We start from the raw sequence: 18402 nt of genomic DNA on the forward strand, positions 1-18402 counted from the left end.
GCTAGCCGTCCAGCAGCTCCGCGAGCACCGCGGCGTGGCTGGACGCCGGGTCCTTGACCGAGGTCAGGAGGGTCAGGGGCCCCGCCGCAGCCAGGCTCCGCAGCCGGTCCAGCTCCGCCACCGACTCGGGAGCGGCCAGCTCCGCCTCGTACCGCCGCCGGAACTCCACGGCGGAGCCACCACCGTGGAACCACTTCCGCAGCTCCGTCGACGGGGTCACGGCCCGCGGCCACTCGTCCACCGCGGCCGCCTCCTTCGCCAGCCCCCGCGGCCACAGCCGGTCCACGAGCACCCGGACGCCGTCCGCCCCCGGCTCCGGGGGGTCGTAGATCCGCCGGATCCGGATCACCGCCCGCCTCCCAGTCCCTTGACCTCGTCCCAGACGGCCGGATCCAGCATGCCCACCCGCCTGCGGAACTCCCACAGCGACACTTCCTCCGGCCGGTCCGCCTCCAGGTAGCTCGTCCGGCCCTGCGCCCCCACCGTCCCCGGGGGCAGCGGGATCACACCGGCCCGCCGGTCGTCGTACTTCCCGGTGATCCATACGACGCGCGCCCGGTGCCCCCGTACCTGCGCGATCGCCATGACCAGGCAGAGCCTGCCGTCCGCCAGGGACCACAGCTCACCCGGCCGGGGCCGCGGCGGCGGCCCGGGACCGTGCGCGGGCGCGGGCCTGGACCGGCGGGGGAGACCGAGCCGCCTCCCGGCGACCAGCACCACCAGTGCCAGGGCCACGACCGCGGCCACCGCGGGCCACCAGGACGTGTCCATGTTTCGACCGTAGCCGTGCGGGAACGCCCCGGCATGGCAACGCCCGTGCCCATGAGCACTCCCCCGAGTGACAGCACAGGTGATTCCCCCCACAACGGCCCGCCGTGGAGGAGCGACCGGTCGTTTCGCGCCTTACGCTCGACCCACGCACGGCCCGCATTCCGTCCACGGACCGTCCACGGAGGTTCACGCTCCATGAAGCTCACCGTCGTCGGCTGTTCGGGCTCGTTCCCGTCCGCGGAATCGGCCTGTTCGAGCTACCTCGTCGAGGCCGACGGCTTCAGGCTGCTCCTCGACATGGGCAACGGCGCCCTCGGCGATCTCCAGCGCCACATCGGTCTCTACGACCTCGACGCGATCTTCCTGAGCCATCTGCACGCCGATCACTGCATCGACATGTGCGCGTACTTCGTCGCCCGCTTCTACCGGCACGAGGGCGGCCGCTGCGGCACCATCCCCGTCTACGGCCCCGAGGGCACCGAGAAGCGCCTGACCGCCGCCTACGACGACGTACCCGACGAGCGCTCGATGAGCGAGGTCTTCGACTTCCGCACCCTGAAGTCCGGCACCTTCGAGATCGGCCCCTTCCAGGTCCGCACCGAGCGGGTCGCCCACCCCGTCGAGTCGTACGGCATCCGCGTCGAGCACGGCGGCCGCTCGCTCACGTACTCCGGCGACACCGGAACCTGCCCCGAGCTGGCACTGCTCGCCGAGGGCACCGACCTCTTCCTCTGCGAGGCCTCCTTCACGCACGGCAAGGAGGACATCCCCGACCTCCACCTCAACGGCCGGGAGGCCGGGCAGTACGCGCAGGGCGGCGGGGTCGGCCGGCTCGTCCTGACCCACATCCCGCCGTGGACGGACGCGCAGCAGAACATCGCCGACGCCCGCGCGGTCTACGACGGCCAGGTCGACCTGGCCTACGCGGGCGCCGTCTACGAGGTCTGACTTTCCCGAACACGCGGAAGCCCCCGCCCTCCCTTCCGGGAGTGCGGGGGCTTCGACGTGTGGCGGGCTTACTTGGCCTCGGCCTTCGCCAGCTCGGCGAGCTCCTCGTCGGACTCGCGGCCCGGGGTGGGGAGGTTCCACTTGGTGATCGCGAAGCGGAAGACGAAGTAGTAGACGACCGCGAAGCAGAGGCCGACGCCGGCCAGGCCCAGCGGGTTGTCGGCGATTCCCAGGTTCAACAGGTAGTCGACGAGGCCGGCGGAGAAGCCGAAGCCGTCACGCATGCCCAGGGCCCAGGTCAGCGCCATGGAGACACCGGTCAGCACCGCGTGGATCGCGTACAGCACCGGGGCGATGAACATGAAGGTGAACTCGATCGGCTCGGTCACACCGGTGACGAAGGAGGTGAGCGCGAGGGAGAACATCATGCCGCCGACGACCTTGCGCCGCTCGGGGCGCGCGCAGTGCACGATCGCGAGGCAGGCCGCCGGGAGGGCGAACATCATGATCGGGAAGAAGCCGGTCATGAACTGTCCGGCGGTCGGGTCGTGGGCGAGGAAGCGGCCGATGTCGCCGTGGACGGCGCCGGTCGGGGTGTCGAAGGAACCGGCCTGGAACCACGGGAAGGAGTTCAGGAGGTGGTGCATGCCGATCGGGATCAGTGCGCGGTTGGCGACACCGAAGATGCCCGCGCCGACGGCGCCGGAACCGGTCAGCCACTCACCGAGGCCGTGCAGACCCGAGCCGAGGACCGGCCAGATGAGACCGAAGACGATACCGGTGGCCAGACCCGCGAGGGCCGAGAGGATCGGGACGAGGCGGCGGCCGCCGAAGAAGCCCGCCCAGTCCGGCAGCTTGGTCCGGTAGAACTTCTGGTAGAGCAGGGCGGTGATGATGCCCATCACGACACCGCCGAGGACACCGGCGTTGACCGGGGCGTCCAGCATGACGATCTTGCCGCCGACCACCTTGGCAACCTGCGGCAGGTTGCTGTCGGTGAAGGTGGCGAGCACCTTCTGGAAGACCAGGTAACCGGTGACGGCCGCGAGGGCGGTCGAGCCGTCCGACTTCTTCGCGAAGCCGATCGCGATGCCGACGGCGAACAGCAGCGCCATGTTGTCGAGGATCGCGCCACCACCGGCGGCCATGTACCCGGCGATCTTGAGGACGAACGTCGGGAAGACGTCCTTGTCGCCGAGCATGTCGTCCGCGCCCAGGCGGAGCAGGAGTGCGCCCGCAGGCAGCACGGCTACGGGGAGCATGAGGCTCCGGCCGATGCGCTGCATGACGGCCATCACGCCAGCGCCCTTCTTCTTCTCCGCCGCGGGGGCGGCAGCCGTGGTCACAACTTCCTCCAGTGGGCAAGGCGCCGCCAGGGGTGAGCCGGGGGACGGCGACGTCTCGTAAAAGGGGGGGACGCGAGCGCAGACAGGCCCACGTGGTCTACACCAGTTGATGGTGTAGACCAGTTGTAACACGGTCGGGGTTAGATAAGGAACCTTCGATTTCCTGTGGTCTACACCACAGGAGGTTCGTACATGCCCAAGGCCCCCGGATCCGAAGATCCGAGGGCCTTGGCGGCGGGCCGAAGGGCCCGGCGCACTGCCGGACGGGGCCTACGCCTTGACGTTCTCCTTCTGCATCTCCTCGATCTCCTCGTCCGACTCCCGGCCCGGCGTCGGGATGTCGAACTTCGTGATCGCGAAGCGGAAGACCGCGTAGTAGACCACCGCGAAACCCAGACCGATCGGAATGATCAGCCATGGCTTCGTCGCCAGACCCCAGTTGATGACGTAGTCGATCAGCCCCGCCGAGAAGCTGAACCCGTCGTGCACGCCCAGGGCCCACGTCACCGCCATCGACACACCCGTCAGCACCGCGTGGACCACGTACAGCATCGGCGCCACGAACAGGAACGAGTACTCCAGCGGCTCCGTGATGCCCGTGACGAACGAGGTCAGGGCGACCGACAGCATCAGACCGCCGACCTCCTTGCGCCGCTGCGGCTTCGCGCAGTGCGTGATCGCCAGCGCCGCCGCCGGGAGGGCGAACATCATGATCGGGAAGAAGCCGGAGAGGAACTGCCCGGCGTTCGGGTCGCCCGCCAGGAACATCGGGATGTCACCGTGCACGACCTGGCCGTCCTGGTTCGTGTAGCTCCCGAACTGGAACCACACCGGCACGTTCAGGAACTGGTGCAGGCCGATGACCAGCAGCGCGCGGTTCGCCACGCCGAAGATGCCGGCGCCCCCGGAGCCCAGGCCCACCATCCAGTCGGAGAAGCTCTCCAGCCCGTCACCGATCGGCGGCCAGATCCACAGGCACAGCACCGCGAAGGCGATCCCGACGAACGTCATGATGATCGGGACCAGCCGGCGGCCGTTGAAGAAGCCCAGCCAGTCGACCAGCTTCACCCGGTGGTAGCGCTGCCAGAACCAGGCGGACAGCAGGCCCATGACGATCCCGCCGAACACCCCCGGGTTCTGGAAGGTGTACTCGGCGAGGGTGTAGTCGGGCCCCAGGCAGCCGCCCCCGACGTCCCTCGTCCCCTCCGGGCAGGCCGTGGGGAAGACGCGCAGCACGCTCCGGTAGACGAGGAAGCCGACCACCGCCGCCAGAGCCGTCGAACCGTCCGCCTTCTTGGCCATGCCGATCGCGACACCGACGCAGAAGAGCAGCGGCAGACCGAGGTCCGCGTTCAGCAGCGCACCGCCCGCAGCCGCCATCACCTTGGCGACGTCCGTCCAGCCGAGGCCGTCCTTGCCGAACACGTCGGGCTGGCCCAGGCGGTTCAGGATGCCCGCCGCGGGCAGCACGGCGATCGGCAGCTGGAGGCTGCGCCCCATCTTCTGCAGCCCCTGGAACAAGCCGTTCCACCACTGGTGACGTGGCTCTGCTGCGGCGCTGCTCGCGCTCATCGGCGTCCTCCCTGACCGGCCCGTTTTTGGCAGTCGCAACACGTGCGGCACACTGGTGTAGACCAGTCGTGGGCAGGCTGCTGCTGATCGTTATCATTCGGTAGATACCGGTCATGCGCTCGCGTAGCTGGGCCAACCGTGCGTTACCGTGACAAAGCGGCCTGCATGGGCAGTTGCCCGCGCACCGGACGCCGAGACTCGTTCTTCGTAACTCCCCCAGACTCCGTCCGGGGGGACCCCCAAGGAGAAACACATGGCCACCAAGGCTGAGAAGATCGTCGCCGGGCTCGGCGGTATCGACAACATCGAAGAAGTCGAAGGCTGCATCACCCGCCTGCGCACCGAGGTCCACGACGCGAACCTGGTCGACGAGGCCGCCCTGAAGGCCGCCGGCGCCCACGGAGTCGTCAAGATGGGCACCGCCATCCAGGTCGTCATCGGCACCGACGCCGACCCGATCGCCGGCGAGATCGAAGACATGATGTGAGCTGAGCCCACCCGCTCGGCCCCGCACCGCAATACCACCCGCCGCAGTACCACAGGACCCCGTCCCGGACATCCGGACGGGGTCCTCGCGTTCCACTGCCAGGGACTAGGCTCGGAGCCATGTCTCGCATCGACGGCCGTACGCCCGAACAGCTCCGCCCGGTCACCATCGAACGCGGATGGAGCAAGCACGCCGAGGGCTCCGTCCTCATCTCCTTCGGAGACACCAAGGTCTTCTGCACCGCCTCCTTCAGCGAAGGCGTCCCGCGCTGGCGCAAGGGCAGCGGCGAAGGCTGGGTCACCTCCGAATACTCGATGCTGCCCCGCTCCACCAACACCCGCGGCGACCGCGAATCCGTACGCGGCAAGATCGGCGGCCGCACCCACGAGATCTCCCGCCTCATCGGCCGCTCGCTGCGCGCCGTCATCGACTACAAGGCCCTCGGCGAGAACACCATCGTCCTGGACTGCGACGTCCTCCAGGCCGACGGCGGCACCCGCACCGCCGCGATCACCGGCGCCTACGTCGCCCTCGCCGACGCCGTCGCCTGGGGCCAGCAGAAGAAGCTCATCAAGGCCGGCCGCAAGCCGCTCACCGGCACCGTCGCCGCCGTCAGCGTCGGCATCGTCGACGGCGAACCGCTCCTCGACCTCTGCTACGAGGAAGACGTGCGCGCCGAGACCGACATGAACGTCGTCTGCACCGGCGACGGCCGCTTCGTCGAGGTCCAGGGCACCGCGGAGGGCGAGCCCTTCGACCGCAAGGAACTCAACGCCCTCCTGGACCTCGCGGCCGGCGGCTGCGCGGACCTGGAAGCCATCCAGCGGGGCGCGCTGGAACTGTAGGGTCGGCAATCCGCGTCTGTCCGGGTACGGGCGCACGGTGTCACAGCCGTGTGCCCGTCCACGCATACCGAGTTCTTGGGGGACCCAGATGAAGCCGAAGCACCGCGTCGCCGCCATAGCCCTGGCCGCCGCTCTGACCCTCCCGGCCCTTTCCGCCTGCGACGCGATCTCCACGGCGATGGACTGCGCGAACACGGCCGTGGCCATCACGGACGGCGCGAACGACCTCCAGCAGGCGGTCTCCCAGGCCGGCAACAGCCCGCAGGACGCCCAGAACGCGCTCAACCAGATCGAGACGAACCTCAAGAAGATCGGCGACCAGACGGACAACGCCGACCTGGGCAAGGCCATCAACTCGATGAACACGGCGGTCAAGAACGTCCGCACCGCCATCGAGAACGGCGACGCCACCCCGGACATCCAGCCGGTCGCGGACGCGGCGAGCGAGATCTCCAAGGTCTGCACCCCGGGCTGAGGGGCTTCGGCGGGCCGGAATAATGACGCCATGACCTCCACGCCGCCGCGCCTGATCCTGGCCACCCGCAACGCGGGCAAGATCTCCGAACTCCACGCCATCCTGTCCGACGCCGGCCTGCCGCACGAGCTGGTCGGCGCGGACGCGTACCCCGAGATCCCGGACGTCAAGGAAACCGGCGTCACCTTCGCCGAGAACGCCCTCCTCAAGGCCCACGCCCTGGCCCAGGCCACCGGCCTGCCGGCCGTCGCCGACGACTCGGGCCTGTGCGTGGACGTCCTGAACGGCGCCCCCGGCATCTTCTCGGCCCGCTGGGCCGGCGCCCACGGCGACGACGCCGCGAACCTGGCGCTCCTGCTGGCGCAGCTCGGCGACATCGCCGACGAGCACCGCGGCGCCCACTTCTTCTGCGCGGCGGCCCTGGCCCTCCCGGACGGCACCGAACGCGTCGTCGAGGGCCGCCTCCTGGGCACCCTCCGCCACACCCCGTCGGGCACGGGCGGCTTCGGCTACGACCCGATCCTCCAGCCCCTCGGCGAGTCCCGCACCTGCGCGGAACTCACCCCGTCGGAAAAGAACGCCATCTCCCACCGCGGCCAGGCCTTCCGAGCCCTGGTGCCGGTGGTGCGGGAACTCCTGGGCTGACGCGGCGCGGCCGGGTCCCCTGATCTCGGGGGCCCGGCCGCGTCCTGGTACGCCCGGTCGGATTCGAACCGACATACGTGGCCACCTAAAGACCACCGCTAACCAGGTCGCGTACGGGCGCAAGCAGAAACACTCTACTGCGCATGCCACGCGTGTCGCTGACGCACCCGCGATTTAACGACTACGCCGTCCTCCTCGGCACCAGGTGTCCGTCACCGCGTGGCAGTTGGGGCAGAGGAGCCGCAGATTTTCCGCGCGGTCGTCGCTCCAGTCACCGTTCACGTGGTCGACTTCCAAGGTCATGGGCCGCCCACCCCACTCGGGCGACGTCCCGCACATGTCACAGCACTCCGGAACCCCGGTCTCCCGCAGGGCGCGCCGCAGCATGTAGGTCCGAGTCCTTCGCTTGCCGTCGTGCTTGACCAGGATCTCCGCCGCGGGCCTCAGGGGCCCGGGCCCCCGCTTGCCGAGCTGGTGTCCCTGCCCGAGGAAGTGCGATGTGTCGTGCCCTCCCTCCGCGATCCAACCGCGCAAGTGGGCGCGCTGGCCGCCGTGGTCGGGAAAGCCCAGGACTCGAAGGGTTCCGGCAATGCTGACCGACTGGGCTATCGCCTGCGCCAGTTCTTCTCGCGACGGCCGTTCATGGCGTCGGCTGTTCACGGTCGCACCTTGCCCCTGCCTCGGTACGAGTCCGTCGTGGAGTGGCAGTTGGGGCACAGAAGCCGCAGGTTCTCCGGCAGGTTGTTGCGCCAGTCGCCGTCGATGTGGTCCACCTCCAGGGGCAGCGGATAGCCCTGCCAGGTCGCCGGCATGCCGCACATCCGGCACGCGTTCGGAACGCCGAGCGCGGTCAGGGCCTGCTTCAGCTGCTCGCTCTGTGCGCGACGGGCATGAGGGCCGTCCTGCTTGACCAGAACGTTCTCCGGGCTCCGGCGGACCTTGGTGCGACCGGCAGGCGAGGGCAGCTTGAAGTGCGAGGTATCTATGCCGAAGGCCCTCACCCTGCGGGTGATGTGAGTGTGGTGCCCGCCCACGACGTCGAGGCCGAGCCGCCGGAGCACGTCGCACATGGTCGTCGAGGCGGCGACCGCCTCAGCCAGCACCTCCCTGGTCCACTTCACCCCGTCCTGCTCGAAGTGCGATATGTCCACGCCCAGCTTCCGCATTCGGTCGTGCAGATAGCGCCGCGAGCCGCTCTTCGGATCCACCCCCAGGTGCTCCAACGCCTCCGTCAGCGTGCGCGACGCACTCGCCGCCTCCGCCAGGCGTTCCCTCGTGTACGGACTGATCGGCATCCGCGTCCCCCTCCGTGTACCGGCCGCGCGTGCGGCCCTCGTACGGAGTAACGGACCGATAGTCGGACGGTTACGGCTCAATTCGTCCGATAAACGGAGCGGCCCGCACCGGTTGGGTGCGGGCCGCTCCGTTCGGGAGAGGGCGGGTCAGATGCCCAGGTCCTTGATGATCTTGGCTACGTGGCCCGTGGCCTTGACGTTGTAGAAGGCGCGCTCGACCTTGCCGTCCTCGTCGACGACCACCGTCGAGCGGATGACCCCGGTCACCGTCTTGCCGTAGAGCTTCTTCTCGCCGTACGCGCCATAGGCGGTCAGGGTCTCCTTGTCCGGGTCGCTGACCAGGGTGACCTTCAGGTGCTCCTTCTCGCGGAACTTCGCGAGCTTCTCCGGCTTGTCCGGGGAGACGCCGATGACGTCGTAGCCGGCCGTCGCCAGGACGTCCAGGTTGTCCGTGAAGTCGCAGGCCTGCTTGGTGCAGCCCGGCGTCATCGCGGTCGGGTAGAAGTAGACGATGACCTTGCGACCCTTGTGGGCGGCCAGCGAGACCTCGTTGCCGTCCGCGTCGGGCAGGGTGAAGGCGGGGGCGGTGTCGCCCGGCTGAAGTCGCTCGCTCATGTCGGCAGTCTCCTCACGAGGGGATCGGTATGGCACGAGACTAAGCTGCTGACAGACTGTTCATGGCGGACTACGCCCCCACGGACGACCCACGACCACGACGGAGGCAGCGCGGTGCCGGAAGCCAGGACCCCCGCACAGATCGAGGCGGACATCGTTCGCCGCCGCGAGCAGCTCGCCGAGACGCTCGACGAGATCGGCGTGCGCATGCACCCGAAGACGATCATCGGGGACGCGAAGGCCAGGGTCGCCTCCACGATCGACAACACCGCCGGGCGAGCCTTCGTCGCGGCGAACCGTCTCGTGACGGACATGAAGGACGGCCTGCGCCACGACGACGGGGCCCCGCGCGTCGGGCGGATCGTGCCCGTCGCGCTGCTCGCGGCCGGTGTGGTCGGGCTGCTCGTGGTCGCGGCGCGGCGCAAGCGCTGATGACCCTGCGGAGCGCGGGTCTTACGAGGGCAGGTAGGTTCGGGACGTGAGCGAGAACACCACCCACGACAAGCTGCCCATCCGGATGCTGCACGACCGCGTGCTCGTGAAGTCCGACCTGCCGGAGGGCGAGCGCCGCTCGGGCGGCGGCATCCTCATTCCGGCGACGGCCGCGGTGGGCAAGCGGCTGGCCTGGGCTGAGGTGGTCGCGGTCGGGCAGAACGTACGGAGCGTGGAGCCCGGTGACCGGGTGCTGTACGACCCCGAGGACCGGGCCGAGGTCGAGGTGCGGGGTGCGACGTACGTGCTGATGCGCGAGCGGGATCTGCACGCCGTTGCCGCCGAGCGGCTGGAGGGGTCGAAGGACTCCACGGGCCTTTATCTCTGACCGTTGATTCGTGGACGGGGCTGGTGGCCGAGGTCACCAGCCCTTTTCGCTACCCTTTGCTACGGTTGAGGGGAACCCGACGAGACGCGCCGTACCGGGTACGACAAGACGACGCACCCCGTATCGCTTGATGTCTCGGAGGTGCCGTCATGGCCTGGGTTCTGTTGCTCGTCGCCGGTCTGATCGAGGTCGCTTGGTCGATCGGGATGAAGTTCACCGAAGGTTTCACCCGGCTGTGGCCCAGTGTGTTCACGGGCGCCGGGATCGTCGCCAGCATGGTGCTGCTCTCGTACGCCGCCAAGACGCTGCCGATCGGTACGGCGTACGGGGTGTGGGTGGGCATCGGCGCGGCCGGTGCGGCCGTGCTCGGTATGGCGGTGCTGGGTGAGCCCGTCACCGCCGCCCGGATCTTCTTCATCTGTCTGCTGCTGGTCGCCGTGGTGGGGCTGAAGATGACCTCCGGTCACTGACCTGTCATTCCAGGAACGCGGACGGCGGGCGCCGGCCCCCGGTGGCGCCGCCGTCCGTGCCCTGCCCGCCCTGGGTGGTCTGGCCCTGAGTGGTGCCCCCTTGGGTCTGTCCGCCCTGGGTCTGTCCGCCTTGGGTCTGTCCGCCTTGGGTCTGCCCGCCCTGCGTCTGTCCGCCCTGCGTCTGTCCGCCCTGGGTCTGGCCACCGTTGTTCTGGCCTCCCTGGTTCTGCCCGCCTTGGTTCTGGCCTCCGTTGTCCTGGCCTCCGTTGTTCTGCCCGCCGTTCGGCCGGGTCGGCGGGAAGGGCGGGCTCGGCCGTGCCGGGGCGGTCGGCGTGCCGTCGCCGTCCGGTGTCTCCTCCGGCTCGCCCGACTCGGTCGACGACGACGGCGGCGACGGCGGGGGCTGGGCCGCGCCCGGCTGGAGTTCCAGGTCGAAGTCGACGGGGTCGGTGCCCTCCAGGGCCGTCTTCGTGTAGGCGGCCCAGATCCGCGCCGGGTAGCCGCCTCCGCCGATGCGGGACTCCCCGAGGGCGTTGTACAGCGACTCCAGGGAGCCGGTGTCCGGGTCCTGGCCCATCATCGAGACCACCGTGACCAGGTCCGGGGTGTACGCCGCGAACCAGGCGGAGCGGTCCAGTTCGCCGGTCCCGGTCTTGCCGGCCGCCGGGTGGCCGGCGGCGAGCGCCGCCGTGCCGGTGCCGTTGTCGACGACGCTGACGAGCATGGAGGTGGTGGTGTCGGCGGCCTCGCGGCTGACGGCCTGGGTGGCGGCGCGCTCGGGCAGCGCGATCGTGTCGTCCTCCTTGGTGATCTTCTCCAGGAAGGTGTACGGGGTGCGCCGGCCGTGGTCCGCGAGGGTCGCGTACGCCTGTGTCATGTCCAGGATGCTGGCTTGCAGGGTGCCGAGCGCCATGGCCGGGACGGGTTCAAAGTTGGGGGTGTCCTCGGGGACGCCGAGGGCGACGGCCGTCTCCTTGACCTTGCGGGTGCCGACGTCGACTGCCATCTGTGCGTACACGGCGTTGACGGAGAGGTCGGTGGCGGTGTTGACGGTGATGTTCCCGTACGAGACCTGGCCCTCGTTCTCGGGGGCGAAGCGGATCCGGCCGCCGACGACCGGGCGCTTGTTGTCGCCGTTGTAGACGGTGTTCGGGGTGATCCGGCGGCCGTCCTGGGTGCGGGAGTCGTTCTCGACGGCGGCGGCGAAGACGAACGGTTTGAAGGTGGAGGCGACCTGGTAGTCGTGCCGGGTCGCGTTGTTCACGTACTGCTTGGTGTAGTCGATGCCGCCGTACATGGCGACGACCTTGCCGGTGGCCGGGTCGATGGAGACCCCGCCGGCCCGGACCACCCGGTCCGCCTTGCGCTTCTCCGGGTCGAGTTTGCCGACCATCTGGCTGTCGACGGCTTCGACGAAGGCGTTCTGGCGGCGTCTGTCGATGGTGGTGGTGATGCGGTAGCCGCCCTCGGCGAGGGTCTTGTCGTCGAGGATCTTGTTTTCGGTGATGTAGTCCTTGACGGCCTCCACGAGGTACCCGCGCTGGCCGGACAGCCCGGCGGCCGCGCGGACCTTGCCGGGTTCGGGGAACTTCGTCGTGGCGCGTTCGGCCGCCGGCAGCCAGTCCTTCTTGACCATGCCGTCGAGTACGTAGTTCCAGCGGGCGAGGGCGCGGGGGCGGCTCTGGGGGTGCGAGACGACGTCGAAGGCGCTGGGAGAGTTGAGGAGGGTGGCGAGGTACGCGCCTTCGGCGGTGGTGAGGTTGGCGACGTCCTTGCCGTAGTAGGCCTGGGCGGCGGCCTGGATGCCGTAGGCGTTGCGGCCGAAGTAGCTGGTGTTCAGGTATCCCTCGAGGATGTAGTTCTTGGACTTCTCGCGGCCGAGTTTGATCGCGATGAAGAACTCCTTGACCTTCCGTTTGATCGTCTGTTCCTGGCCCAAGTAGTAGTTCTTGACGTACTGCTGAGTGATCGTCGAACCGGACTGGGTGCCCTTGCCGGTCGCGGTGTTCCAGGCAGCGCGGAGCATCGCCTTCGGGTCCACTGCCCGTTCGGAGTGGAAGTCCCGGTCCTCGGCGGCCAGTACGGCCTCCTGGACGGTCCGCGGGATCTGTGAGAGCGGCACGTTGACGCGGTTGACCTCGCCGTCGCGGGCGAGCTGGGAGCCGTCGGAGTAGAGGTAGACGTTCGACTGCGCGGTCGCGGCGGCGTTGGCCGGCGGAATGTCCACGAGCAGGTACCCGGCGACGAGGGCGCCGCCGAGCAGCAGGGCGAGGAGCAGGACGGCACCCAGGACCATGCGCCAGGTGGGGAGGGCGCGGCGCCAGCCGGTCCGCTTCCGGCGGGCCTTCTTTCCGGGCCTCGGTGCCGTGCCGGGCGGCCCCTGTGCCGTGCCGGGCCTCCGTGCCGCGCCGGGCTGTTGCGGTCGTGTCGGCGATCCCTCGGGCGGTGTGTCCGGGTCGCGAGGGGTCCAGCCCGGGGGTGGTGACTGGTCGCTCATCTCCAGGACTCCTCGACGCCGTGCGAAATATCCACTTCTGTACCTCATGGTGTCTACCCGATGACCGGTGATTACGCGCCGGACGGGGGTAAATCGGTCGCGTGGCTCGCCCCTCCGCACTAAGCTCGCGCGCTTTGGCCGACGTAGGAACGACGTGGGAAACGGAGGGATACGGTGCGTCAGAGAGCGTGTGATCGGGTGCGGCTCTACCTGGCTGTCGGGGCAGGCGGATTCCGGCGCTACGCCACTTACGGGACGGCGACGGCGGCCGGTGTGTTCACCAACACCGTGTTCGGTTTCATCGTCGCGTACACGTACATCGCGCTGTGGGACGAGCGGCCCGGACTCGGCGGCTACGACCAGGCGCAGGCCCTGACCTTCGTGTGGGTGAGCCAGTCGTTGCTCGCCGCCGGGGCGTTGATCGGGGGCGGTTTCCAGGAGGAGCTCCAGGAGCGTGTCCGTACGGGGGACATCGCCGTCGACCTGTACCGGCCGGCGGACCTGCAGATGTGGTGGCTCGCGGCCGACCTGGGGCGGGCCGCCTTCCAGTTGGCGGGGCGGGGCGTGGTCCCGCTGGCGGTCGGGGCGCTGGCGTTCCGGCTGGCGCTGCCCGCCGATCCGTTGCGCTGGCTGCTCTTCCTGGTCTCCGTCGTGCTCGGGCTGACGGTGAGTTTCGCGCTGCGCTATCTGCTGGGGCTGGCGGCGTTCTGGCTGATGGACGGGTCCGGGGTCAATCTGATGGCGAACGTCGTCGCGATCTTCTTCTCCGGGGTGCTGCTGCCGCTGACCGTGTTCCCGGGCGGCTTCGGGGAGTTGGTCCGGAGCCTGCCGTGGTCGGCGATGCTCCAGGTCCCGATGGACGTGCTGCTGGGCGAGCATTCCGGAGCCGGGAGCGCCGCCGGAGCGCTGGGGTTCCAGGGCGCGTGGGCGTGCGTACTGCTGGGCGCGGGGCGGCTGTTGCAGTCGGCGGCGACGCGGAAGGTGGTGGTCCAGGGTGGCTGAGGCGGTGCTGGAGCGGGAGCCGGCGCGGAAGTTCGATGTCGTGGAGGTGCCCCGGCGCGGCCGGGTGCGGGAGGGGCTGCGCGGTTACGGGCTGATCGTCGCGATGTGGATCCGGTCGACGATGACGTACCGGACGTCCTTCTTCCTCTCGGTGTTCGGGAACGCGGCGATCCAGATGCTCGACTTCATCGGGATCTGGATCATGTTCCGGCACGTGGACGCGCTGGGCGGCTTCTCGCTGCCCGAGATCGCCCTGCTGTACGGGTCCTGCTCGGCCTCGCTGGGACTGGCCACCCTGCTGCTCGGCAACACCGACCGGGTCGGCGTCCGCGTCCGCGACGGCTCGCTCGACACGATGCTGGTGCGCCCGGTTCCGGTGCTCGCGCAGGTCGCGGCGGACCGGTTCGCGCTGCGCCGGCTGGGGCGCATCGGGCAGGGGCTGGCGGTGCTGGGCTGGGCGGTGTCGGCGCTGGACGTGGACTGGTCGGTCGGGAAGGCGCTGTTGGTGCCCGTCATGATCGTGGCCGGGGCGGCGATCTTCGCGGCGGTGATGGTGGCCGGGGCCGCGTTCCAGTTCGTCGCCGGGGACGCGGCGGAGGTGCAGAACTCCTTCACGTACGGCGGGAACGCGATGCTCCAGTACCCGCCGACGATCTTCGCGCAGGACCTGCTGCGCGGGGTGACCTTCATCGTCCCGCTGGCCTTCGTCAACTGGCTGCCGGCGCTGTACGTGCTGGGGCGGCCCGACCCGCTGGGGCTGCCGGGGTGGGTCGCGTTCCTGAGCCCGCTGGTGGCCTTCGTGGTGTTCCTGCCCGCGTCGCTGGCGTGGCGCGCGGGAGTCCGTTCGTACCGAAGCACGGGGAGCTAGCTGTGTCGGATGCGTTGATCTCGCTGGACGGGGTCGAGAAGGTCTTCGGAGTACGGCGTCGAGTGGGCCTGATGCGCCGGGAGAAACGCCAGGTCAGGGCGGTGGACGGGATCAGCTTCGAGGTGGCTCGGGGCGAGATGGTCGGCTACATCGGGCCCAACGGCGCCGGGAAGTCGACCACGATCAAGATGCTGACGGGGATCCTGACCCCGAGCGGCGGCCGGCTGCGCGTCGCGGGCATCGACCCGGCGCGGGAGCGGTTGCGGCTCGCGCACCGGATCGGGGTGGTGTTCGGGCAGCGCACGACGCTGTGGTGGGACCTGCCGCTGAAGGACTCGTACGGTCTGATGCGGCGGATGTACCGGATCCCGCGGGCGCGGTTCGAGGAGAACCTGGATCGCTGCGTGGAGCGGCTGGACCTGGCCGAGCTGCTCGACGTACCGGTGCGGCAGCTGTCGCTGGGGCAGCGGATGCGCGGGGACATCGCGGCGGCGCTGCTGCACGATCCGGACGTGCTGTACCTGGACGAGCCGACGATCGGGCTGGACGTGGTGAGCAAGGCGAAGGTACGGGGCTTCCTGCGGCAGTTGAACGAGGAGCTCGGCACGACGGTGCTGCTGACCACGCACGACCTCCAGGACATCGAGCAGCTGTGCGAGCGGGTGATGGTCATCGACCACGGGCGGCTGATGTACGACGGGGCGCTGGCCGGGCTGCACTCGGCGGGGTCGGTGGGGGAGAGCGAGCGGACCCTGGTGGTCGACCTGGAGCGGGAGCTCGCGCCGATCGAGGTGGCGGGCGCGCGGGTGGTGAAGGTGGAGGGGCCGCGGCAGTGGCTGGCGTTCCCGGCGGGGGCTTCGGCCGCGCCGCTGGTCGCGGCGGTGGCGGCGCGGTACCCGCTGGTGGACCTGTCGGTGCGGGAACCGGACATCGAGGACGTGATCGCGCGGATGTACGCGGGGCGGGGGTAGCGGGCGGGGGATGGCGGGCCGGGGGTTACGAGCTGTTGGCTTGTAAGACCACTCTTGTGAGAAGCATGGCCGCAGGAAGCGGTTCCGGCAGCTGATCTCCGGCATGCCGACCGGCAGACTCAAGGCCCGGCTTGTCTCGATGGCTGCCGAGCACGGTCTCGCGATTGTCGCGGTCGACCCGGCCTACACCTCGAAGTGGGGTGGCCGGCACTGGCAGAAGCCGCTGGCCACTTCGCGCCGAAAGATGTCCCGTCACGATGCCGCCGGTATCGCGATCGGACGACGCGCCCTCGGACACCCGATCCGGCGACGGACGGCACCGCCCCGCGACGACCAGAGCGATCGTCGCGGGCATCGGACCGCCCAGGCCAGGCCGAGTGACTGGGGGCGTGAGGGAAACCGCCCACCCGCCACGGACCACGCCCCCAGAGACGTGTCGCCGAACGGGAAGAGAACGCGGAGACCCAGCGCATCCAAAACCGTTCGGGATGCACGCAGTGACAGGCTGTGGGTCCAAGACTCACTCCTGCTCACTTGATAGGAACGGTTCAAGCCGTACAACTCCCCGGGTTCCCTGCATAGGCTGGTCCGCATGAGTGACGAGCGGCCGGAGAAGCCGTTGCCGGAGCTGAGGGCGTCGGATGCCGACCGGGACCGGGTGGTGGAGCGTTTGCGGGACGCCGTCGCCGAGGGCCGGCTCGACATGGAGGAATTCGAGGAGCGGCTGGAGGCGGCGTACAAGTCGCGGACGTACGCGGAACTGGAACCGCTGACGCGGGACCTGCCGGCGGTGGGGGCGGTCTCCGCACCCGCCCCGGTGGGCGTCCCGGCCGGCGCCTCGTCCTGGCCGGCGAGGATCGGGGGGACGGCGACGTCCACCACGGCCGTGGCCGTCATGTCGGGGTTCCAGCGCAAAGGGGCGTGGACGGTTCCCGCCCGCTTCGACGCGGTGGCGTTCTGGGGCGGCGGGGAGCTGGACCTGCGCGAGGCGAACTTCGCGCAGCCCGAGGTCGTGATCAACTGTGTCGCGATCATGGGCGGTATCGAGATCACGGTGCCACCGGGCGTGGCCGTCGACGTCCGGGGCATCGGCGTCATGGGTGCCTTCGACCAGCGTGTCGGCAGCGGTCCGACGGAGCCGGGCGCTCCGCGTGTGGTCGTGACGGGCTTCGCGTTCTGGGGCGGGGTGGACATCAAGGTCAAGTCGCCGAAGCGCCCGAAGTCCGGGCCATCGCTTGAAAAGGGGCTGTAGCAGGGGCTTGTAGTGCCCGCCCCCCCCACGCCGAGCCTCGGGGCGCGAAACGGCGTGCCGGGAACTCCTGGCGGCTCCCAGGAGTCGGATGCTATGCAGACAAAACCGGCGCCCCCGGGGGAAGGCAGGACCACGTGGACCACCGCACCACCGTCGGAGGTGCCGCCCCACCGCCACCGACACCGCCACGGACACCACGAGCGGCGGCGACCCCGCCCGCCCGCGGCGCGTTCGTGTTCAGCGCCGCCGACGAGGAGCGCCGTCGCGGCGTACGCCGGATGAAGACCACCGCGACCGGCCTGCTGATCCTGGTCGCGCTGGTCTACGTACTGGCCAAGTACGCCCAGCACGCATGGGGCGCCGGCGGCTGGGCCGACTACGTCGCGGCCGCCGCCGAGGCCGGCATGGTCGGCGCGCTCGCGGACTGGTTCGCCGTCACCGCCCTGTTCCGGCGGCCCCTCGGCCTGCCCATCCCGCACACGGCGATCATCCCGACCAAGAAGGACCAGCTCGGGATCTCCCTCGGGGAGTTCGTCGGCGAGAACTTCCTGTCCTCCGACGTGGTCAAGGCCCGACTCCATTCCCTCGGCATCGGCGGCCGCCTCGGCGCCTGGCTGGCGGAGCCCGCGCACGCCGACCGGGTCACCGCGGAGCTGGCCACCGCCCTGCGCGGAGCGCTGACCGTACTGCGCGACGCCGACGTGCAGGCCGTCGTCGGCGAGGCCATCACCCGGCGCGCGGAGACGGCCGAGATCGCGCCGGGCATCGGCAAGACCCTGGAGCGGGTCGTCGCGGACGGCGGCCACCACCGCGCCGTCGACCTCGTGTGCGCCAAGGCCCACGACTGGCTGGTCACGCACGGGGAGTCGGTGATGGACGCGGTGCAGGGCGGGGCGCCCGGCTGGACCCCGCGGTTCGTGGACCGCAAGATCGGCGACCGCGTGTACAAGGAGCTGCTCCGCTTCGTCACGGAGATGCGGGACATGCCCGAACACCCGGCGCGCGGGGCGGTGGACCGGTTCCTGACGGACTTCGCGGCCGACCTGCAGTCGGACACGGAGACGCGGGCGCGGGTCGAGCGGCTCAAGTCCGAGCTGCTGGCGCGCGGCGAGGTCCAGGACGTGATCGCCTCCGCCTGGACCGCGATCCGATCGATGATCATCTCGGCGGCGGAGGACGAGCAGAGCGAGCTGCGCCTGCGGGTCCGTTCCTCACTGATGTCCCTGGGGGCGCGGCTGGCCACCGACGGGCGGCTCCAGGACAAGGTGGAGGGCTGGATCGAGGGCGCGGTCGTCTACGTCGTCACCAACTACCGGACCGAGATCACCTCGCTGATCACGGACACGGTGGCGGGCTGGGACGCCGAGCACACCTCCCGCAAGATCGAGGCCCACATCGGCCGGGACCTGCAGTTCATCCGCATCAACGGCACGGTGGTCGGCGCCCTGGCGGGCCTGCTGATCTACACGGTGTCCCGGGCGTTCGGCGCGTAGGCTCAGCGCCTTACCGGGCCTCAGGGGCGG

At 69.9% G+C, this 18402-nt stretch carries 20 protein-coding genes, 1 tRNA gene, 1 pseudogene and 1 riboswitch; of the genes and pseudogenes, 14 read left to right on the forward strand and 8 right to left on the reverse strand.

Features of this window, described 5'->3' with window-relative positions; all coding sequences use genetic code 11:
* Position 1: 1 nt before the first annotated feature.
* Together OHA89_RS23310 and OHA89_RS23315 are read right to left on the reverse strand one after the other, a co-directional pair.
* Positions 2-349 (reverse strand): DUF488 domain-containing protein, encoded by a 348-nt coding sequence (locus tag OHA89_RS23310; RefSeq protein WP_406367006.1) that lies wholly within the window; start codon positions 347-349, stop codon positions 2-4.
* A complete protein-coding gene (locus OHA89_RS23315) occupies positions 346-771 on the reverse strand; it encodes a hypothetical protein (RefSeq protein ID WP_215140315.1) in 426 nt (141 codons plus the stop codon). Before OHA89_RS23315 ends, OHA89_RS23310 begins: the two co-directional genes overlap by 4 nt.
* Before the next feature lie 195 nt (positions 772-966).
* On the opposite strand from OHA89_RS23315, the gene OHA89_RS23320 reads away from it, so the two are divergent.
* Positions 967-1719, forward strand: coding sequence for an MBL fold metallo-hydrolase (locus OHA89_RS23320; RefSeq protein ID WP_215140314.1), 753 nt, complete (start codon positions 967-969; stop codon positions 1717-1719).
* Positions 1720-1787: 68 nt separating this feature from the next.
* Here OHA89_RS23320 and OHA89_RS23325 read toward each other — a convergent pair whose 3' ends face one another.
* Together OHA89_RS23325 and OHA89_RS23330 are read right to left on the reverse strand one after the other, a co-directional pair.
* Positions 1788-3014 (reverse strand): PTS transporter subunit EIIC, encoded by a 1227-nt coding sequence (locus OHA89_RS23325; protein WP_215140335.1) that lies wholly within the window; start codon positions 3012-3014, stop codon positions 1788-1790.
* A gap of 321 nt (positions 3015-3335) precedes the next feature.
* Positions 3336-4637 carry a PTS transporter subunit EIIC gene (locus OHA89_RS23330; protein WP_266609578.1) on the reverse strand — a complete coding sequence of 434 codons (1302 nt, stop codon included), beginning with the start codon at positions 4635-4637 and terminating at the stop codon, positions 3336-3338.
* 253 nt (positions 4638-4890) lie between these two features.
* Between OHA89_RS23330 and OHA89_RS23335 the strand changes: the two genes are divergently transcribed.
* The 4 genes from OHA89_RS23335 (at position 4891) to rdgB (ending at position 7089) form a co-directional block, all read left to right on the forward strand.
* Entirely contained in the window at positions 4891-5124 is a 234-nt protein-coding gene (locus OHA89_RS23335; protein ID WP_266609579.1) for a PTS glucose/sucrose transporter subunit IIB, read from the forward strand.
* 119 nt (positions 5125-5243) lie between these two features.
* Positions 5244-5969, forward strand: a complete 726-nt coding sequence (gene rph, locus OHA89_RS23340) for a ribonuclease PH (RefSeq protein ID WP_266609580.1) — start codon at positions 5244-5246, stop codon at positions 5967-5969.
* Between the two features lie 88 nt (positions 5970-6057).
* A complete protein-coding gene (locus tag OHA89_RS23345; protein WP_215140310.1) occupies positions 6058-6444 on the forward strand; it encodes a hypothetical protein in 387 nt (128 codons plus the stop codon).
* A 30-nt stretch (positions 6445-6474) separates the two neighbouring features.
* The gene (gene rdgB / locus OHA89_RS23350; RefSeq protein ID WP_406367007.1) at positions 6475-7089 is read left to right on the forward strand and encodes an RdgB/HAM1 family non-canonical purine NTP pyrophosphatase; all 615 of its coding nucleotides are present in this window, start codon (positions 6475-6477) and stop codon (positions 7087-7089) included.
* 45 nt (positions 7090-7134) lie between these two features.
* On the opposite strand, the gene OHA89_RS23355 is transcribed toward rdgB, so the two are convergent.
* From OHA89_RS23355 to bcp, 3 genes are all read right to left on the reverse strand, one after another.
* Positions 7135-7210 (reverse strand) — tRNA-Leu (locus OHA89_RS23355).
* 535 nt (positions 7211-7745) lie between these two features.
* Positions 7746-8384 (reverse strand): HNH endonuclease signature motif containing protein, encoded by a 639-nt coding sequence (locus tag OHA89_RS23360; protein WP_266609582.1) that lies wholly within the window; start codon positions 8382-8384, stop codon positions 7746-7748.
* A gap of 147 nt (positions 8385-8531) precedes the next feature.
* A complete protein-coding gene (gene bcp / locus OHA89_RS23365) occupies positions 8532-8999 on the reverse strand; it encodes a thioredoxin-dependent thiol peroxidase (protein WP_406367008.1) in 468 nt (155 codons plus the stop codon).
* Between the two features lie 114 nt (positions 9000-9113).
* On the opposite strand from bcp, the gene OHA89_RS23370 reads away from it, so the two are divergent.
* The 3 genes from OHA89_RS23370 to OHA89_RS23380 all read left to right on the forward strand — a co-directional run bounded on the left by OHA89_RS23370 (position 9114) and on the right by OHA89_RS23380 (position 10289).
* Positions 9114-9431, forward strand: a complete 318-nt coding sequence (locus OHA89_RS23370; RefSeq protein ID WP_266609584.1) for a DUF3618 domain-containing protein — start codon at positions 9114-9116, stop codon at positions 9429-9431.
* A gap of 46 nt (positions 9432-9477) precedes the next feature.
* Positions 9478-9819: a co-chaperone GroES gene (locus OHA89_RS23375; protein ID WP_030239046.1), complete on the forward strand. Its 342-nt coding sequence runs from the start codon at positions 9478-9480 to the stop codon at positions 9817-9819.
* Positions 9820-9866: 47 nt separating this feature from the next.
* Positions 9867-9937, forward strand: a riboswitch (guanidine-III (ykkC-III) riboswitch).
* A gap of 31 nt (positions 9938-9968) precedes the next feature.
* Positions 9969-10289 carry a multidrug efflux SMR transporter gene (locus OHA89_RS23380; protein ID WP_215140305.1) on the forward strand — a complete coding sequence of 107 codons (321 nt, stop codon included), beginning with the start codon at positions 9969-9971 and terminating at the stop codon, positions 10287-10289.
* A 4-nt stretch (positions 10290-10293) separates the two neighbouring features.
* Here the strand turns inward: OHA89_RS23380 and OHA89_RS23385 are convergent, their stop codons facing one another.
* The gene (locus OHA89_RS23385) at positions 10294-12786 is read right to left on the reverse strand and encodes a transglycosylase domain-containing protein (RefSeq protein ID WP_406367009.1); all 2493 of its coding nucleotides are present in this window, start codon (positions 12784-12786) and stop codon (positions 10294-10296) included.
* A gap of 198 nt (positions 12787-12984) precedes the next feature.
* Between OHA89_RS23385 and OHA89_RS23390 the strand changes: the two genes are divergently transcribed.
* The 6 genes and pseudogenes from OHA89_RS23390 (at position 12985) to OHA89_RS23415 (ending at position 18372) form a co-directional block, all read left to right on the forward strand.
* Positions 12985-13788 (forward strand): ABC transporter permease, encoded by an 804-nt coding sequence (locus tag OHA89_RS23390; protein WP_406368569.1) that lies wholly within the window; start codon positions 12985-12987, stop codon positions 13786-13788.
* A complete protein-coding gene (locus OHA89_RS23395) occupies positions 13781-14656 on the forward strand; it encodes an ABC transporter permease (RefSeq protein ID WP_406367010.1) in 876 nt (291 codons plus the stop codon). The genes OHA89_RS23390 and OHA89_RS23395 overlap by 8 nt, the downstream gene beginning before the upstream one ends.
* 2 nt (positions 14657-14658) lie before the next feature.
* On the forward strand, positions 14659-15627 hold the full coding sequence (locus OHA89_RS23400; protein ID WP_406367011.1) for an ATP-binding cassette domain-containing protein: 969 nt from the start codon (positions 14659-14661) through the stop codon (positions 15625-15627).
* 58 nt (positions 15628-15685) lie between these two features.
* Positions 15686-16165: pseudogene (locus OHA89_RS23405) on the forward strand (IS200/IS605 family accessory protein TnpB-related protein); the annotation flags it as partial.
* Positions 16166-16219: 54 nt separating this feature from the next.
* Positions 16220-16879: a DUF1707 domain-containing protein gene (locus OHA89_RS23410; RefSeq protein ID WP_406367013.1), complete on the forward strand. Its 660-nt coding sequence runs from the start codon at positions 16220-16222 to the stop codon at positions 16877-16879.
* A gap of 134 nt (positions 16880-17013) precedes the next feature.
* Positions 17014-18372: a DUF445 domain-containing protein gene (locus tag OHA89_RS23415; protein WP_406367014.1), complete on the forward strand. Its 1359-nt coding sequence runs from the start codon at positions 17014-17016 to the stop codon at positions 18370-18372.
* Positions 18373-18402: the final 30 nt, after the last annotated feature.

This window comes from Streptomyces sp. NBC_01546, assembly GCF_045208355.1.
In the GTDB taxonomy this organism is placed as follows: Bacteria; Actinomycetota; Actinomycetes; order Streptomycetales; family Streptomycetaceae; genus Streptomyces.

Bases quoted from the DNA above. Each gene is read 5' to 3' on its own strand.
- OHA89_RS23315 (WP_215140315.1), bottom strand. From the start codon at position 771: ATGGACACGTCCTGGTGGCCCGCGGTGGCCGCGGTCGTGGCCCTGGCA.
- rph (WP_266609580.1), top strand. From the start codon at position 5,244: ATGTCTCGCATCGACGGCCGTACGCCCGAACAGCTCCGCCCGGTCACC.
- OHA89_RS23410 (WP_406367013.1), top strand. From the start codon at position 16,220: ATGAGTGACGAGCGGCCGGAGAAGCCGTTGCCGGAGCTGAGGGCGTCG.
- OHA89_RS23325 (WP_215140335.1), bottom strand. From the start codon at position 3,014: ATGGCCGTCATGCAGCGCATCGGCCGGAGCCTCATGCTCCCCGTAGCC.
- OHA89_RS23335 (WP_266609579.1), top strand. From the start codon at position 4,891: ATGGCCACCAAGGCTGAGAAGATCGTCGCCGGGCTCGGCGGTATCGAC.
- OHA89_RS23380 (WP_215140305.1), top strand. From the start codon at position 9,969: ATGGCCTGGGTTCTGTTGCTCGTCGCCGGTCTGATCGAGGTCGCTTGG.
- bcp (WP_406367008.1), bottom strand. From the start codon at position 8,999: ATGAGCGAGCGACTTCAGCCGGGCGACACCGCCCCCGCCTTCACCCTG.
- OHA89_RS23330 (WP_266609578.1), bottom strand. From the start codon at position 4,637: ATGAGCGCGAGCAGCGCCGCAGCAGAGCCACGTCACCAGTGGTGGAAC.
- OHA89_RS23385 (WP_406367009.1), bottom strand. From the start codon at position 12,786: ATGAGCGACCAGTCACCACCCCCGGGCTGGACCCCTCGCGACCCGGAC.
- OHA89_RS23320 (WP_215140314.1), top strand. From the start codon at position 967: ATGAAGCTCACCGTCGTCGGCTGTTCGGGCTCGTTCCCGTCCGCGGAA.
- rdgB (WP_406367007.1), top strand. From the start codon at position 6,475: ATGACCTCCACGCCGCCGCGCCTGATCCTGGCCACCCGCAACGCGGGC.
- OHA89_RS23345 (WP_215140310.1), top strand. From the start codon at position 6,058: ATGAAGCCGAAGCACCGCGTCGCCGCCATAGCCCTGGCCGCCGCTCTG.
- OHA89_RS23360 (WP_266609582.1), bottom strand. From the start codon at position 8,384: ATGCCGATCAGTCCGTACACGAGGGAACGCCTGGCGGAGGCGGCGAGT.